Origin of the sequence: Streptomyces silaceus (genome assembly GCF_001419745.1) — a bacterium.
Taxonomy (GTDB): domain Bacteria; phylum Actinomycetota; class Actinomycetes; order Streptomycetales; family Streptomycetaceae; genus Streptomyces; species Streptomyces silaceus.
This window is the reverse complement of record NZ_LIRJ01000062.1, coordinates 13034-27386: the sequence shown is the minus strand read 5'-3', so window position 1 is coordinate 27386 and position 14353 is coordinate 13034. Positions and strand designations below refer to the sequence as shown.

The following is a 14353-nucleotide window of genomic DNA, read 5'->3' as shown; positions in this document are numbered from 1 at the left end:
CCCCTGGAACTCGGGCAGGACGCCCCACCCCGTCTCCCAGACCGGCTCGCCCTGCCAGGTCGTCTCCCAGTATCCGATCGAGCCCGCCGTCCGGCCGTCCAGCGTGATCCGGAACATCTGGCCCTTGCCGTCGGAGGGGTCGAGGGCGAGATAGCGGCGGTGGCGGTCCACGACCTTCTCGTGGGTCTCGGGCCCGCCCACGTGCTCGGTCAGTTCCGGCGTGTTGAGCCGGAGGAGCAGGGCGAGGCCGTCCTCCGGCCAGGGGGTCAAGCGGATCGTCTGTTCCTGTGATCGCTCCATGTCCTCACGGTAGGAGGAGGGTCTGACAACGCCCCGGGCCCGAGGGCGTACCAGCAGGGGAATAGGCGGTGGTGCACTCCCGTTCCACAGGTATAGTTGAATGATCAACCAAACGGAGAGAGTGAGCCAGCCATGCAGTTCGGGATCTTCAGCGTCGGTGACGTGACCGTCGACCCGACCACCGGCCGCGCCCCGACGGAGCGTGAGCGGATCAAGGCGATGGTCGCCATCGCGCTCAAGGCCGAGGAGGTCGGACTCGACGTCTTCGCCACCGGCGAGCACCACAACCCGCCCTTCGTGCCCTCGTCCCCGACGACGATGCTCGGCTACATCGCCGCCCGCACCGAGCGGCTCGTCCTCTCCACCTCCACCACCCTCATCACCACCAACGACCCGGTGAAGATCGCCGAGGACTTCGCGATGCTCCAGCACCTCGCGGACGGGCGCGTGGACCTGATGATGGGGCGCGGCAACACGGGCCCGGTCTATCCGTGGTTCGGCAAGGACATCCGCCAGGGCATCGACCTCGCCGTCGAGAACTACGCGCTGCTGCGCCGGCTCTGGGACGAGGGCGTGGTGACGTGGGAGGGGAAGTTCCGAACGCCGCTCCAGTCGTTCACCTCGACGCCCCGGCCGCTGGACGGCGTCGCGCCCTTCGTCTGGCACGGCTCGATCAGGTCGCCGGAGATCGCGGAGCAGGCCGCGTACTACGGAGACGGCTTCTTCCACAACAACATCTTCTGGCCCGCCGAGCACACCAAGCGGATGGTCGAGCTGTACCGGCAGCGGTACGCGCACTACGGCCACGGCACCGCGGAGCAGGCGGTCGTCGGGCTCGGCGGCCAGGTCTTCATGCGCGGGAACTCCCAGGACGCGGTGCGGGAGTTCCGGCCCTACTTCGACAACGCGCCGGTCTACGGCCACGGGCCCTCGCTGGAGGAGTTCACCGAGCAGACCCCGCTGACGGTGGGCTCCCCGCAGCAGGTGATCGAGCGGACCCTGTCGTTCCGCGACACCGTGGGCGACTACCAGCGCCAGCTGTTCCTGATGGACCACGCGGGGCTGCCCCTGAAGACCGTCCTCGAACAGCTCGACATCCTCGGCGAGGAGGTCGTGCCCGTCCTGCGCGAGGAGTTCGCCAAGAACCGTCCGGCCGGTGTCCCCGACGCCCCGACGCACTCCGCGCGCGTGGCGGCGGCCCGGCAGACCGCAGAGGAAGCAGAGGTGTCCGCATGAAGCTCGTCGTCGTCTCCGCGGGGCTGGGCGTGCCCTCCTCCACCCGGCTGCTCGGCGACCGGCTCGCCGCCGCCGTCGTGTCGCACACCGAGGCGGACGTGGAGGTCGTGGAGTTGCGCGACCTCGCCGTCGAGATCGCGCACGCCCTCACCACCGGGTTCCCCGGGCCCGCCCTGAGCGCCGCGATCGGCGCGGTGGCCGGCGCGGACGGCCTGATCGCCGTCACGCCCGTCTTCTCCGCCTCGTACAGCGGGCTGTTCAAGTCCTTCTTCGACGCCGTCGGCGGTTTCGACAAGGACGCGCTCGTGGGGAAGCCGGTCCTGGTCGCGGCCACGGGCGGCACGGCCCGGCACTCCCTGGTCCTGGACCACGCGCTGCGCCCGCTCTTCGCCCATCTGCGGGCCGTCGTCGTACCGACCGGCGTGTACGCGGCCTCGGAGGACTGGGGTGCCGAGGGGCTCGCGGAACGGATCGACCGGGCGGGCGCCGAACTCGCCGCGCTCGCACGTCCCGCGACGACACGCTCCGGCGGCGCCCCCTTCGGCGGGGACGTCGTCCCCTTCGAGCAGCGACTCGCGGCGCTGCGAGGGGAGTGACGGCCGGACGTCGCGTACGCGGCGACGGTCAGGGACGCGGGGCGGCTCTTGCCCTCAGGGCCAGACCAGGCAGTACGCCTGATGCCCCGCATCGTGCAGCCGGTGGCTGAAATCCTGCCATTCGTGCAGGAGTTGGTAGACGTTGAAGGCGTCGCGCGGGCCGCCGCGGTCCGGGACGGTGGACCAGATGAAGGCCGCGGCGCCCACCGACTCCTCGCCGATGCCGCGCAGCGGGTCGACGACGGTCATGGGGAGCTTCACCACGGCGTAGTCGGGATGGAGGACGACCAGTTCCAGCGGGGGGACCTTGTGCAGGGGTATGCCCTCGATGCCGGTGAGGACCATCGCGGCCATCGTCTCCGGCTTGATCTTCGTGAACATGCCGCCCATGCCCAGCTCGTCCCCGCCGAGCTCCTCGGGCCGCATCGAGATCGGCACACGGGCGGCGGTCGCGCCGTCCGGGGCGCCGAAGTACTTGTACGTCACCCCCACCCCGCCACTCCTGCTGCTCACCCGGTCCGGCCGGGACTCGGTGGAACCGCCGCGCGCCTGGTCGGGCGCCTGCGCCGGTTCCGGTTCCGCGTCGCGTCGGTGCTTGCCCCGCCGGGCACGCCGGGGGCCCAGGCCGTCGGTCCCCTCGCCCAGTCCGCCACCGCGATGCATATCTCCACCCGACTGCTTTTCCAGGGCGGCACGGCCCTGTCTTTTCTAGGCCTCGCGGCCCCGCCACGCAACCCGATCATCGTGTCAGTGACCTCCCCCACGGGCACCCGCTAAAACGTGGAGTGAAACACCTGTCCGCAGGATGTCCGGACCCTCTGACACCATGGCTCGTGTGAGCTTCCCGTATAGCGCCCCAGTTTCGCAGACTCTTTTCGACCGTGCGGCGGCCGTGACGCCCGGCGGTGTGAACTCTCCCGTGCGCGCGTTCCGCGCTGTGGGTGGTACGCCCCGTTTCATGGTGTCCGGTACCGGTCCGTACCTGACCGACGCCGACGGCCGTGAGTACGTCGACCTCGTGTGCTCGTGGGGTCCGATGATCCTCGGACACTCCCACCCCGAGGTGACCGCGGCCGTGCAGGAGGCCGTCGCGCGCGGCACCTCCTTCGGCACGCCCGGCGAGGGCGAGGTCGCGCTCGCCGAGGAGATCGTGGCCCGCATCGAGCCCGTCGAGCAGGTCCGGCTCGTCTCCAGCGGCACCGAGGCGACCATGTCCGCCATCCGTCTGGCGCGCGGCTTCACCGGCCGCGCCAAGGTCATCAAGTTCGCCGGGTGCTACCACGGGCACGTCGACGCCCTGCTCGCCGCGGCCGGCTCCGGCGTCGCGACCTTCGGCCTGCCGGACACCCCGGGCGTCACCGGCGCCCAGGCCGGCGACACGATCGTCGTGCCGTACAACGACCTCGAAGCGGTGCACGAGGCCTTCCACCGGTACCCCGGAGAGATCGCCTGCGTGATCACGGAGGCGTCGCCGGGCAACATGGGCGTCGTGCCGCCCGGCCCCGGCTTCAACGAGGGCCTCAAGGCCGCCTGCGCGAAGAACGGCGCCCTGTACATCTCCGACGAGGTGATGACGGGCTTCCGTACGTCCAAGGCCGGCTGGTTCGGCGTCGACGGCGTCACGCCCGACCTGATGACCTTCGGCAAGGTCATGGGCGGCGGCTTCCCCGCCGCCGCGTTCGGCGGCCGCGCCGACGTCATGGCGCACCTCGCCCCGGCGGGCCCGGTCTACCAGGCGGGCACGCTCTCCGGTAACCCGGTCGCGACGGCCGCGGGCCTCGCGCAGCTGCGGCTCCTGGGCGACGCGGAGTACGCGAAGGTCGACGCCGTCTCCGAGCAGATCCGCTCGCTCGTGACGCAGGCGCTGACCAAGGAGGGCGTGGCGCACACGCTGCAGAACGCCTCCAACATGTTCTCGGTCTTCTTCACCGACCGCGAGGTGCGCACCTACGAGGACGCGAAGGCGCAGGAGTCCTTCCGCTTCACCGCGTTCTTCCACTCGATGCTGTCGCAGGGCGTGTATCTGCCGCCCTCGGCCTTCGAGTCCTGGTTCGTGTCCACCGCTCACGACGAGCGGGCCATCGAGCGGATCGCCGCCGCCCTGCCGGGTGCCGCGCGCGCGGCCGCGGAAGCCACGGAGGCCACCGCATGACCGGCACCCCGGCGGGCGACGAGCTGACCGTCGTCCATCTGATGCGCCACGGCGAGGTGCACAACCCCGAGGGGATCCTGTACGGGCGGCTGCCCGACTACCACCTCTCGGAGCTCGGCCGGCAGATGGCCGACCGCGTCGCCGAGCACCTCGCCCAGCGCGACATCACGCACGTCGTCGCCTCGCCGCTGGACCGCGCCCAGGAGACGGCCACGCCGATCGCCAAGGTGCACGGCCTGGACCTCGCCACCGACGGCCGCCTCATCGAGGCGGGCAACGTCTTCGAGGGCAAGACCTTCGGCGTGGGCGACGGCGCGCTCAAGAACCCGGAGAACTGGAAGCACCTCGTCAACCCCTTCAAGCCGTCCTGGGGCGAGCCGTACATCGAGCAGGTCGTGCGGATGATGGGCGCTCTGGACGCGGCGAAGGACGCGGCCCGCGGGCACGAGGCGGTGTGCGTCAGCCACCAGCTGCCGATCTGGATCGTGCGCAGCTTCGTGGAGAAGCGCAGGCTCTGGCACGACCCGCGCAAGCGGCAGTGCACGCTCGCCTCTCTGACGACGTTCACCTATCGCGGCGACAAGATCGTTTCCGTGGGATATGCGGAACCGGCGCGGGATCTGGTGCCCGCGCATCTTCTCGCGGGTGCCAAGCCGGTGAAGGGCAAGGACAAGGCGTTCGGTGCCTGATAATCCCGCGCGCCGCGGCCTATTCGTCGACGTGGGGTAATCGCTCGGCAACTCTAGGTCTCTTCTCGGCAAATACGCCATAAATATGTGCGACTTGCCGGAACCCCCGTGTTCGTCGCGCCCTCTAAGTGGTTGTCCGTCTTGCATGGCAGATACAGCAGGAGCGGAACCAGGGGCGCGACGAATGGGGATGGAATGCGCGACATCAGCCGCCGGGGAATGCTCGGACTCGGAGCCGGTGCGGCCGCCGCCTTCGGGCTCGCGGCATGCGGTACCGGGGGCGACGGCGACACGTCCGGGCCCGCGGACAAGGCCAAGGAAGGGCAGCCCGGTGCCGAGCACCCGGCCAAGCCGATCGGTGACGGGTCGACCGCCTTCACCGGAAAGCAGCCCCACCAGCCGGCCAAGCCCGTTCCGCTGGAGCCCGGTCAGACGCCCCCGCAGTTCGTCGTGTTCTCCTGGGACGGTGCCGGTGAGGTCGGCAACGGACTGTTCCCGCGCTTTCTGAAGCTCGCCAAGGAGCACGAGGCGCACATGACGTTCTTCCTCTCCGGGCTTTATCTGCTCCCGGAATCCAAGAAGCGCATGTACCGCCCGCCGAACAACGCGGTCGGCGCCTCCGACATCGGCTATCTCACGGACGGTCACATCAAGGAGACGCTGAAGTACGTACGCGAGGCCTGGCTCGACGGCCATGAAATCGGCACGCACTTCAACGGGCACTTCTGCGCGGGTACCGGCTCCGTCGCCAACTGGACGCCGGCGCAATGGCAGGACGAGATCGACCAGGCCAAGTCGTTCGTGAAGAAGTGGCGCACGAACACCGGCTGGACCGATCTGCCGTCGCTGCCCTTCGACTACGACAAGGAACTCGTCGGCGGCCGTACGCCCTGTCTGCTCGGCCAGAACAACCTGCTGCCGACGGCGAAGAAGCTCGGCTGGCGCTACGACGCGTCCTCGCCCGGCGGCCGCCAGCGCTGGCCCGAGAAGAAGATGGGCGTCTGGGACCTGCCGCTGCAGGCCATGCCCTTCCCCGGGCACTCCTTCGAGGTCCTGTCGATGGACTACAACATCCTCGCCAACCAGTCGAAGAACTCCACGAAGGCGCCGCCGGCCAACTACCCGGGCTGGCGCAAGCAGGCCACCGAGGCCTACATCGCCGGGTTCAAGCGTGCGTACGAGTCCAACCGCGCGCCGTTCTTCGTGGGCAACCACTTCGAGGAGTGGAACGGCGGCATCTACATGGATGCCGTGGAGGAGGCCCTCAAGCACATCGCGGGCAAGAAGGACGTGCGGCTCGTCTCCTTCCGGCAGTTCGTGGACTGGCTGGACGTGCAGGACCCGAAGGTCCTCGCGAGCCTCCAGGGCCTCGAGGTCGGGCAGCGGCCCGCCGGTGGCTGGAAGGGCCTCGGAAAGGCCGCCTGAAAAGGCACTTTCCCCTACCGCGGGGGGTGCGGAAGATCCCCGAATCGGGCATGCGAAACTTTTCACATGAGTGCCGCCTGCCGCGCCCCCCAGTCCGCGAACCGCAGCCGCAGCCGCCGCATCGGCGGCCGTCGCGGGCGGGTGACCCTGCTGGCGGCAGGGGCCGCGGTCGGTGCGCTGGTCCTCACGGCCTGCGGCTCGGGCGGTACGTCGGGCGGCTCCGGCAACACCAACTTCGTGTCGGGCTCCGACGGCATCGCCACCGCCAAGAAGGGTGAGCGCAAGCCGCTCCCCGAACTGGACGGCGAGACCCTCGAAGGCAAGAAGCTCGACCTCGCGAAGGCCTACAAGGGCAAGATCCTCGTGGTCAACGTCTGGGGCTCCTGGTGCGCGCCGTGCCGGGCCGAGGCGCCGATCTTCGTGAAGGTCGCCAAGGAGACGAAGCCCAAGGGCGTCGAGTTCGTCGGGATCAACACCCGGGACCCCGAGCTCGGCCCGGCCGTCGCCTTCGAGAAGCAGTTCGACGTCGAGTACCCGAGCCTGCACGACCCGTCGGGCAAGCTGATGCTCCGCTTCCCCAACGGCACGATGAACCCGAACTTCATCCCCTCCACGCTCGTCATCGACCGTGAGGGCAAGATCGCCGCCCGCTCGCAGCAGCCGCTGAACGAAGAGAAGCTGCGCAAGATGATCGACCCCGTGCTCGCGGAGAAGTGATGTCCACTCTCGCGGCCATCACCGGTCCGAACCAGACGGTCATGAGCGGGGCGCTGCTCCTCGCCATCCCGATCGCGGTGCTCGGCGGGCTCGTCTCCTTCTTCTCCCCGTGCGTGCTGCCGCTCGTGCCGGGCTATCTGTCGTACGTCACCGGGGTCAGCGGCCAGGACCTGGGCGATGCCCGGCGCGGCCGGATGGTCGCCGGCGCCGGGCTCTTCGTGGCGGGCTTCACCGTCGTCTTCGTCTCCGCCACCGTCTTCTTCGGGGCGATCGGGCGCACGCTCAAGGAGCACCAGAGCACCATCAACACGGTGCTCGGCGTGGTCATGATCGTGCTCGGGCTCTTCTTCATGGGGCTCATGCCCTGGCTGACCCAGCGCGAGTTCCGCTTCCACAAGCGGCCCGCCGTCGGACTGTTCGGCGCCCCGGTCGTGGGCGCGCTCTTCGCCGTCGGGTGGACGCCGTGCATCGGCCCGACGCTCGCGTCCGTCCTCGCGCTCTCCGCCGACGGCGCGAACCCGCAGCGCGGCGCCATACTCGGTGTCGCCTATTCCCTCGGGCTCGGTATCCCGTTCATCCTCGCGGCCGTCACCTTCCGCAAGGCGCTCGGCGCCTTCGGCTGGATCAAGCGGCACTACGCGTGGGTGATGCGTGTCGGCGGCGTCATGATGATCGCGACCGGCCTGCTCCTGGTCACCGGCGTATGGGACAGCATGATCCAGCAGATGCAGGTCTGGTCGAACGGCTACACGGTGGGGATCTGATCCATGAGCAAGACCGAAACCCCCGAAGAGCAGAGTGAGCTCGGCGAGGCCGGCGCACAGCTGTCCACCGCCCCCACGGAGGACGCCCCGAGCCTCCCCTCGCTCGGCGTCATCGGCTGGGCCCGCTGGTTCTGGCGGCAGCTCACCTCGATGCGGGTCGCGCTGATCCTGCTGCTGCTGCTCTCGCTCGGCGCGATCCCCGGCTCGCTGATCCCGCAGAACAACGTCGACGAGCTCAAGGTCCAGGACTTCATGGACCGGCACACCACGCTCGGTCCGCTCTACGACAAGCTGCAGCTCTTCGACGTCTACAGCTCGGTGTGGTTCTCCGCGATCTACATCCTTCTGTTCGTCTCCCTCATCGGCTGCATCGTGCCCCGCACCTGGCAGTTCGTCGGCCAGCTGCGCGGCCGCCCGCCGGGCGCCCCCAGGAAGCTGACGCGCCTTCCCGCGTACACGACCTGGCGCACCGGGGCCGAGCCCGAGCAGGTGCACGAGGCGGCGCTCGCGCTGCTCAAGCAGCGCCGCTTCCGCGCGCACGTCGCGGGCTCCTCCGCCGGTTCCCCGGCGGCCGCCGGAACCTCGGTCGCCGGCGAGAAGGGCTATCTGCGCGAGGCCGGCAACCTGGTCTTCCACATCGCGCTGATCGTGATGCTGGTCGCCTTCGCCGCGGGCCAGCTGTTCAAGTCCGAGGGCGGCAAGCTGATCATGGAGGGCGACGGCTTCGCCAACACGCTCTCGCAGTACGACGACTTCAAGTCCGGCAGCCTCTTCGACACCGACGAACTGGCGCCGTTCAGCTTCACGCTCGACGACTTCGAGGGCACGTACCAGAAGTCGGGCCCCAACCGCGGCACCCCGCGCACCTACCAGGCGAAGGTCACCTACTCCGAGGGCGTCGACGGCCCCGAGAAGAAGAAGGCCATCGAGGTCAACAAGCCGCTGGAGATCGACGGCTCGAAGGTCTACCTCATCGGCCACGGCTACGCCCCCAAGGTCACCGTCCGGGACTCCAAGGGCAAGGTCGTCTACTCGGCGTCCGTGCCGCTGCTGCCCATCGACCAGAACGGCACCGCCACCGGCGCGATCAAGGTCCTGGACGGCTACAAGGACAAGAACGGCAAGAGCGAGCAGCTCGGCTTCAACGCCTTCTTCGTGCCGACCTTCGCGGGCGCGGGCAAGGGCCAGATGTTCTCGCAGTTCCCCGCCCCCGACTTCCCGGTGCTCGCGCTGTCCGCGTACCACGGCAGCCTGGGCGTGGACTCCGGCGTCCCGCAGAACGTGTACCAGCTGGACACCCGGAAGATGACGAAGTTCAAGGACTCCAAGGGCGAGCTGTTCAAGCAGCGGCTGGTGCCCGGCGAGACCATGAAGCTGCCGAACGGCGAGGGCTCGATCACCTTCGAGAGGGACCTCAAGGAGTGGGCGACCTTCCAGATCTCCCAGGAGCCCGGCTCCCTCTGGGCGCTGGTCGGCGCGGTCGCCGCGATCTTCGGTCTCGCCGGGTCGCTGTTCATCCAGCGCCGCCGCGTGTGGGTACGGGCGGTCAGGGGCGCCGACGGCGTCACCGTCGTGGAGATGGCGGGCCTCGGCCGCAGCGAGTCCGCGAAACTCCCCGAGGAACTCGCCGACCTCGCCGCCCAGCTGCACGAGCAGGCGCCGAGCGCGCCCGAACCAGACCCGGACGCGGATCCGCACGCGGACACCTCCTCCGACTCCGACCCCGATGTTGTTCCTGCCGAAGGGGCTGAGAAGTGAATCTCGCCACCACCCTGGCCGCCGAACCCAACGAAGGCCTCGCGCACATCAGCAACGTGCTGATCTACTCCGCGATGGCCGTCTACCTCCTGGCTTTCTTCGCGCACATGGCGGAGTGGCTCTTCGGCAGCCGCAGCAAGGTCGCCCGCACCGCCGCCGCGCTCACCCCGAGCAAGGCCGCGGCGAAGGCGCCCGAGGTCGCCGTCCAGGCCAAGGGCGGCACCGCCACCCTGGAGCGGCCCAAGGTCGTCACCCGGTCCGTCTCCGGCGCGCGTGACGTGCCGGACGGCCCCGGGGCCTCGGCGGGCGACGAGAAGGGCGACCTCTACGGCCGTATCGCCGTGTCCCTCACGGTGCTCGCCTTCGTGCTCGAATTCGGCGGTGTGCTCACCCGCGCGCTGTCGGTGCAGCGGGCGCCGTGGGGCAACATGTACGAGTTCAGCATCACCTTCTCCACCGTCGCCGTCGGTGTGTACCTGGTGCTGCTCGCGCTGAAGAAGAACATCGCCTGGCTCGGCCTCCCCCTGGTCACCACGGTCCTGCTGGACCTCGGTCTCGCCGTCACTGTCTTGTACACCGCCAGCGACCAGTTGGTTCCCGCCCTGCACTCGTACTGGCTGTGGATCCACGTCTCCACCGCCATCTTCTGCGGCGCGGTCTTCTACGTCGGCTTCGTCGCGACGATGCTCTACCTCTTCCGGGACAGCTACGAGGCGAAGCTGCAGAGCGGCGGTCAGCCCGGCAGGTTCGCCACGTCCGTCCTGGAGCGCCTGCCCTCCGCGGCCTCGCTCGACAAGTTCTCGTACCGCCTGAACGCCGCGATCTTCCCGCTGTGGACGTTCACGATCATCGCGGGCGCGATCTGGGCGGGCGACGCCTGGGGCCGCTACTGGGGCTGGGACCCCAAGGAGGTCTGGTCCTTCATCACCTGGGTCGCCTACGCCTGCTACCTGCACGCCCGCGCGACGGCCGGCTGGAAGGGCCGCAAGGCCGCCTACCTGGCCCTCATCGCCTTCGCCTGCTGGCTGTTCAACTACTACGGCGTGAACATCTTCGTCACCGGCAAGCACTCGTACGCCGGCGTCTGAGCGATCCCCTTCCGGGGTGAGCCGGTTCCCGTGACCCAGGTCACGGGGACCGGCTTTTCGCGTACGGAGCGGCCAGGCGGTTCCTGGGGAGCGGGAGGCCGCGGTCGACGAGGCGGGCCGGCGCCCGTAAGTACCCCAAGGGGTGCGGAACGGGTTGTACCGGGCGAGGCTGGTGCCATGACCGCGACCATCGGACAGGGCACCAGCCGGAGCAGGGGCACCACCCGGCACCTCCACTACGAACTGCGTCTTCCCCACCCTGTGGAAAAGATCTGGGCGGCGGTGGCCACCCCCGGCGGGCTGCCGGGGTGGCTGGCCGCCGCCGACGTGTTCGAGCCCCGGCTCGGCGGCGCCGTCACGCTGCGCTGGCTCAACGGCGAGGCGGACGCCGTGCACTCCGGGCACGTCACGGCCTGGGACCCGGACGTCGTCGCCGAGTACACCGTCGACCTGCACGGCCGGTGCCGCTTCCATCTGGAGCCGGCGGGCCCCGCGGCCGCCACGGTGCGCTTCACCAACGAGTTCGACGGGGACGACGCGCTGCGGCTCGACTGCCTCGCCGGCTGGCACCAGCACTTCGAGTTCCTCGTGGACGCGCTGGAGGGCCGCCCCAAGGACTGGTCGACGTGGTCCCTGGACCGCTGGCGGGAGCTCCGCGAGGAGTACGCCGCTAAGGAGTGACCCGCAGCAGCAGCTTGCCCGTCGTCGTGCGGCCGCCCATCAGCCGGTGCGCCTCGGCCGCCTCCGCCAGGGGGAACTCCGCCGTCACCGGCAGCGTGACCGTGCCGTCGGCGACCAGGCGGAACGCGCGCTCGGCCACCGCGCGCAGCGCCGCCGGGTCCGTCCGCGCCAGCGTCAGGATCGAGAACGCCGAGACCGTGCGCGCCCCGGGGAACAGCTCCGGCTGGCCCACCCGCCACGGCTCGGCGGCGCTCGCGTTGCCGAAGGAGACCAGGCGGCCGAAGACCGCGAGGGCGTCGAGCGAGCGCCGGAACGTGTCGCCGCCGACCGGGTCGAGCGCGAGGTCGACCCCACGGCCCCCGGTCGCCCGGCGCACGTCGTCCGCGAAGCCGCCGCCGGGGGAGCCGTCGTCCACGAACACCTCGTCGTAGCCGTACTTCACGGCGTACTCCGCCTTGGCCGCGCCGGAGACGACGCCGTACACCGTCGCGCCCGCCGCCTTCGCCAGCTGGCCCGCGACGGTGCCGACGCCGCCCGCCGCGCCGTGCACCAGCACGCTCTCCCCGGCGGTGACGCGGCCCACCTCGTGGAGCAGGGCGTGCGCGGTCGGCACCACGGTGGGCAGCGTGGCGGCGGTGCGCAGGCCGACGCCCTCGGGGAGCGCGAAGACGGTGGCCGCCTCGGTGAGGGCGACGTCCGCGTAGGCGCCGCCCGCCGTGAGCGCGGCGACCTCCTGGCCGGGGCGCAGGCCGCGCACGCCCGCGCCGATCGCGCGGATCCGGCCGGAGACCTCCAGGCCCGGCACGAAGGGCAGCGCGGGCACGCGGTAGCCCTCGGCGCGCGCCTTCAGGTCGGCGAAGTTCACGCCGGCCCAGGCGACGTCGACGGTCACCTGGCCGGGGCCGGGCTCGGGGGCCTCGGCCTCGAACGTCTCCAGGACCTCGGGCCCGCCGTACTCCTTGAACCGCACTGCGCGCATGGCCGCGCCACCTCTCCGCCGGGTCCCCGGCGCGTACCTGCCGGGTCGAGTGTTCAATCAAAAGCGAACAGCCGGGAGTGTATGGTTTCCATCGAACACTCGGCAAGGCCGCGGCCTCGATGAAGCCGCCGGCCGGACACGGCGGAAGGCACGGAACAGGCATGGTGGGTCACCGCGCGGCCCCGGTGCACACGCACCCCGACGACGTCTCCGTGCCGACCGCGCTCGCCGCGCTCGCCGATCCCGTACGGCTCTACCTGGTACGGGAGTTGGCGGAGTCCGGCGACTGGACCCGGACCTGCGGCAGCTTCGACGTCCCCGTCGGCAAGGCCGCGCTCAGCCACCACTTCGCGACCCTGCGCGCGGCCGGTCTGGTCGAGCAGCGCGACGAGGGCGCCCGCCGCGTCAACCGCCTGCGCCGCGCGGAGTTCGAGGCCCGCTTCCCGGGACTGCTCGCGCTGGTGCTGCGCGGGGACTGACCGCCCGGCCCCGCGCGAGGGCTACGCCCCGATGTCCTCGTTCCACAACTCCGGCCGCTCCGCGATGAACCGGCGCATCATCGCCACGCACTCCGCGTCGTCCAGCACCACGATCTCCACGCCGTGCTCCGCCAGCCAGTCGTGCCCGCCGTGGAAGGTCTCCGCCTCGCCCACGACCACCCGCGAGATCCCGAACTGCCGCACCAGACCGCTGCAGTACCAGCACGGCGAGAGCGTCGTGACCATCGTCGTGCCCCGGTACGTACGCTGCCGGCCCGCCGCGCGGAACGCCGCCGTCTCCGCGTGCGTCGACGGATCGCCGTCCTGCACCCGCCTGTTGTGCCCCCGCCCGAGCAGCGTGCCGTCGGCGCCGTAGAGCGCGGCGCCGATCGGGATCCCGCCCTCGGCGAGGCCCGCCCGCGCCTCCTCGACGGCCGTCGCGAGCCACGTACGGAACGTACGCGCGTCACTCACCGGACTCCTCCACCGCGATCGCGTCCAACTGCCCCCGCAGATACGTGTGCGAGTCGACGCCCCGCACGTCCGTCCCCGGATCGCACTCGTAGAAGTACACGAGCGACATCAGCTCCTCGGCGGGCAGCTCGGCCGGCGGGGGCAGCACCCGGTGGCGGCCCGACTGCCAGCGCCCGTCCGTCCAACGGGCCATCAGATCACCGATGTTGACCGTGAAGGCGTCCGCGTCGAACGGCGCGTCCTCCCAGCCGCCCTCGTCCGTGAACACCTGGAGACCGCCCCGGCCCGCCTGCCGGTCCAGGACCGTCACCGTCCCGAAGTCCGTGTGCGGACCGATGCGGAACTGCCCCGGCTCGGGCTCGCCCACCCGCTCCCGCCCCGGATACCAGTTGATGTTGAAACCCCAGGTGGGGTGGCCCGTATGGCGTGTGAAGAAGTCCTCGCCCGCCCCGAGCGCCACACCGAGCAGTCCGAGCAGACGGTCCGACAGCACCCGCATCTCCCGCAGGTACGCCTCCACGAGCCCCCGCAGCTCGGGCGCCTCCGCCGGCCACCGGTTCGGCCGGAACCACTCGGCGTCCACCGCCGCGTCCCCGGTCGGCTCGTCCGCCGCGAAGGACAGCGACTCCTTGAGGTCCGGGGGAGCTGCCGTGCCCTCCGCGTAGCTGTTGGCCTCGGCACCGGGGCCCAGCCAGCCGCGCTCGCCCACCCGCACCGCGTACGGTCCCTTCGCCGCGGCGGGCAGCCGGAAGAAGCCGCGCGCCGACTCCCTGATCGCCGCGCGCAGACCGGGGTCGACGCCGTGTCCGGTCACCAGGAGGAACCCCGCGGTGCGCAGGGCCTCGTCGACGGTCCGCGCCGTGCGCGCGCGGGCCTCGGGGTCGCCGGACAGCCACGGTCCGAGGTCGACCGTCGGGATGCGGGATGCGCTGCTCATGCCTCCCATCGTGCCCGCGCACCCCCCGGATCAGGCCTCATCGACAGCGCCGATCGGCCCATCGGGAGGACGCCCCAC

Annotated in this window: 16 protein-coding genes; 11 read left to right on the top strand and 5 right to left on the bottom strand. The window is 70.7% G+C overall.

The window, feature by feature from the left end:
• The coding region (locus tag AOK22_RS07270; RefSeq protein WP_425264007.1) for a GNAT family N-acetyltransferase at nucleotides 1-300 on the bottom strand (300 nt) is incomplete at its 3' end.
• A gap of 132 nt (nucleotides 301-432) precedes the next feature.
• Between AOK22_RS07270 and AOK22_RS07265 the strand changes: the two genes are divergently transcribed.
• Nucleotides 433-1536, top strand: a complete 1104-nt coding sequence (locus tag AOK22_RS07265) for an LLM class flavin-dependent oxidoreductase (RefSeq protein ID WP_055697752.1) — start codon at nucleotides 433-435, stop codon at nucleotides 1534-1536.
• Nucleotides 1533-2132 carry an FMN reductase gene (locus AOK22_RS07260; protein WP_055697751.1) on the top strand — a complete coding sequence of 200 codons (600 nt, stop codon included), beginning with the start codon at nucleotides 1533-1535 and terminating at the stop codon, nucleotides 2130-2132. The genes AOK22_RS07265 and AOK22_RS07260 overlap by 4 nt, the downstream gene beginning before the upstream one ends.
• Before the next feature lie 54 nt (nucleotides 2133-2186).
• Here the strand turns inward: AOK22_RS07260 and AOK22_RS07255 are convergent, their stop codons facing one another.
• Nucleotides 2187-2624, bottom strand: coding sequence for a hypothetical protein (locus AOK22_RS07255; RefSeq protein ID WP_016640275.1), 438 nt, complete (start codon nucleotides 2622-2624; stop codon nucleotides 2187-2189).
• Between the two features lie 334 nt (nucleotides 2625-2958).
• Here AOK22_RS07255 and hemL point away from each other — a divergent pair, with 334 nt between their 5' ends.
• The 8 genes from hemL (at nucleotide 2959) to AOK22_RS07215 (ending at nucleotide 11406) form a co-directional block, all read left to right on the top strand.
• Nucleotides 2959-4284, top strand: coding sequence for a glutamate-1-semialdehyde 2,1-aminomutase (gene hemL / locus AOK22_RS07250; RefSeq protein WP_079036403.1), 1326 nt, complete (start codon nucleotides 2959-2961; stop codon nucleotides 4282-4284).
• Complete coding sequence (locus AOK22_RS07245; protein WP_055697749.1) at nucleotides 4281-4973, top strand: histidine phosphatase family protein; 693 nt, start codon at nucleotides 4281-4283, stop codon at nucleotides 4971-4973. Before hemL ends, AOK22_RS07245 begins: the two co-directional genes overlap by 4 nt.
• A 195-nt stretch (nucleotides 4974-5168) precedes the next feature.
• Nucleotides 5169-6398: a polysaccharide deacetylase family protein gene (locus AOK22_RS07240; RefSeq protein ID WP_107101877.1), complete on the top strand. Its 1230-nt coding sequence runs from the start codon at nucleotides 5169-5171 to the stop codon at nucleotides 6396-6398.
• A gap of 66 nt (nucleotides 6399-6464) precedes the next feature.
• Nucleotides 6465-7115: a TlpA family protein disulfide reductase gene (locus AOK22_RS07235; RefSeq protein ID WP_055697748.1), complete on the top strand. Its 651-nt coding sequence runs from the start codon at nucleotides 6465-6467 to the stop codon at nucleotides 7113-7115.
• Complete coding sequence (locus AOK22_RS07230; protein ID WP_055697747.1) at nucleotides 7115-7879, top strand: cytochrome c biogenesis CcdA family protein; 765 nt, start codon at nucleotides 7115-7117, stop codon at nucleotides 7877-7879. Before AOK22_RS07235 ends, AOK22_RS07230 begins: the two co-directional genes overlap by 1 nt.
• A 3-nt stretch (nucleotides 7880-7882) precedes the next feature.
• A complete protein-coding gene (gene resB, locus AOK22_RS07225; RefSeq protein ID WP_055697746.1) occupies nucleotides 7883-9637 on the top strand; it encodes a cytochrome c biogenesis protein ResB in 1755 nt (584 codons plus the stop codon).
• The gene (gene ccsB, locus AOK22_RS07220; protein WP_055697745.1) at nucleotides 9634-10725 is read left to right on the top strand and encodes a c-type cytochrome biogenesis protein CcsB; all 1092 of its coding nucleotides are present in this window, start codon (nucleotides 9634-9636) and stop codon (nucleotides 10723-10725) included. The genes resB and ccsB overlap by 4 nt, the downstream gene beginning before the upstream one ends.
• Before the next feature lie 177 nt (nucleotides 10726-10902).
• Nucleotides 10903-11406 carry an SRPBCC domain-containing protein gene (locus AOK22_RS07215; RefSeq protein WP_055697744.1) on the top strand — a complete coding sequence of 168 codons (504 nt, stop codon included), beginning with the start codon at nucleotides 10903-10905 and terminating at the stop codon, nucleotides 11404-11406.
• On the opposite strand, the gene AOK22_RS07210 is transcribed toward AOK22_RS07215, so the two are convergent.
• Nucleotides 11396-12385, bottom strand: coding sequence for a quinone oxidoreductase family protein (locus AOK22_RS07210; protein WP_055697743.1), 990 nt, complete (start codon nucleotides 12383-12385; stop codon nucleotides 11396-11398). The genes AOK22_RS07215 and AOK22_RS07210 overlap by 11 nt on opposite strands.
• Before the next feature lie 161 nt (nucleotides 12386-12546).
• Between AOK22_RS07210 and AOK22_RS07205 the strand changes: the two genes are divergently transcribed.
• Nucleotides 12547-12864 (top strand): ArsR/SmtB family transcription factor, encoded by a 318-nt coding sequence (locus AOK22_RS07205; RefSeq protein ID WP_055697742.1) that lies wholly within the window; start codon nucleotides 12547-12549, stop codon nucleotides 12862-12864.
• Between the two features lie 21 nt (nucleotides 12865-12885).
• On the opposite strand, the gene AOK22_RS07200 is transcribed toward AOK22_RS07205, so the two are convergent.
• A complete protein-coding gene (locus tag AOK22_RS07200) occupies nucleotides 12886-13338 on the bottom strand; it encodes a nucleoside deaminase (protein ID WP_107101876.1) in 453 nt (150 codons plus the stop codon).
• Entirely contained in the window at nucleotides 13331-14275 is a 945-nt protein-coding gene (locus AOK22_RS07195; protein WP_055697740.1) for an isopenicillin N synthase family dioxygenase, read from the bottom strand. The genes AOK22_RS07200 and AOK22_RS07195 overlap by 8 nt, the downstream gene beginning before the upstream one ends.
• Nucleotides 14276-14353 lie beyond the last annotated feature (78 nt).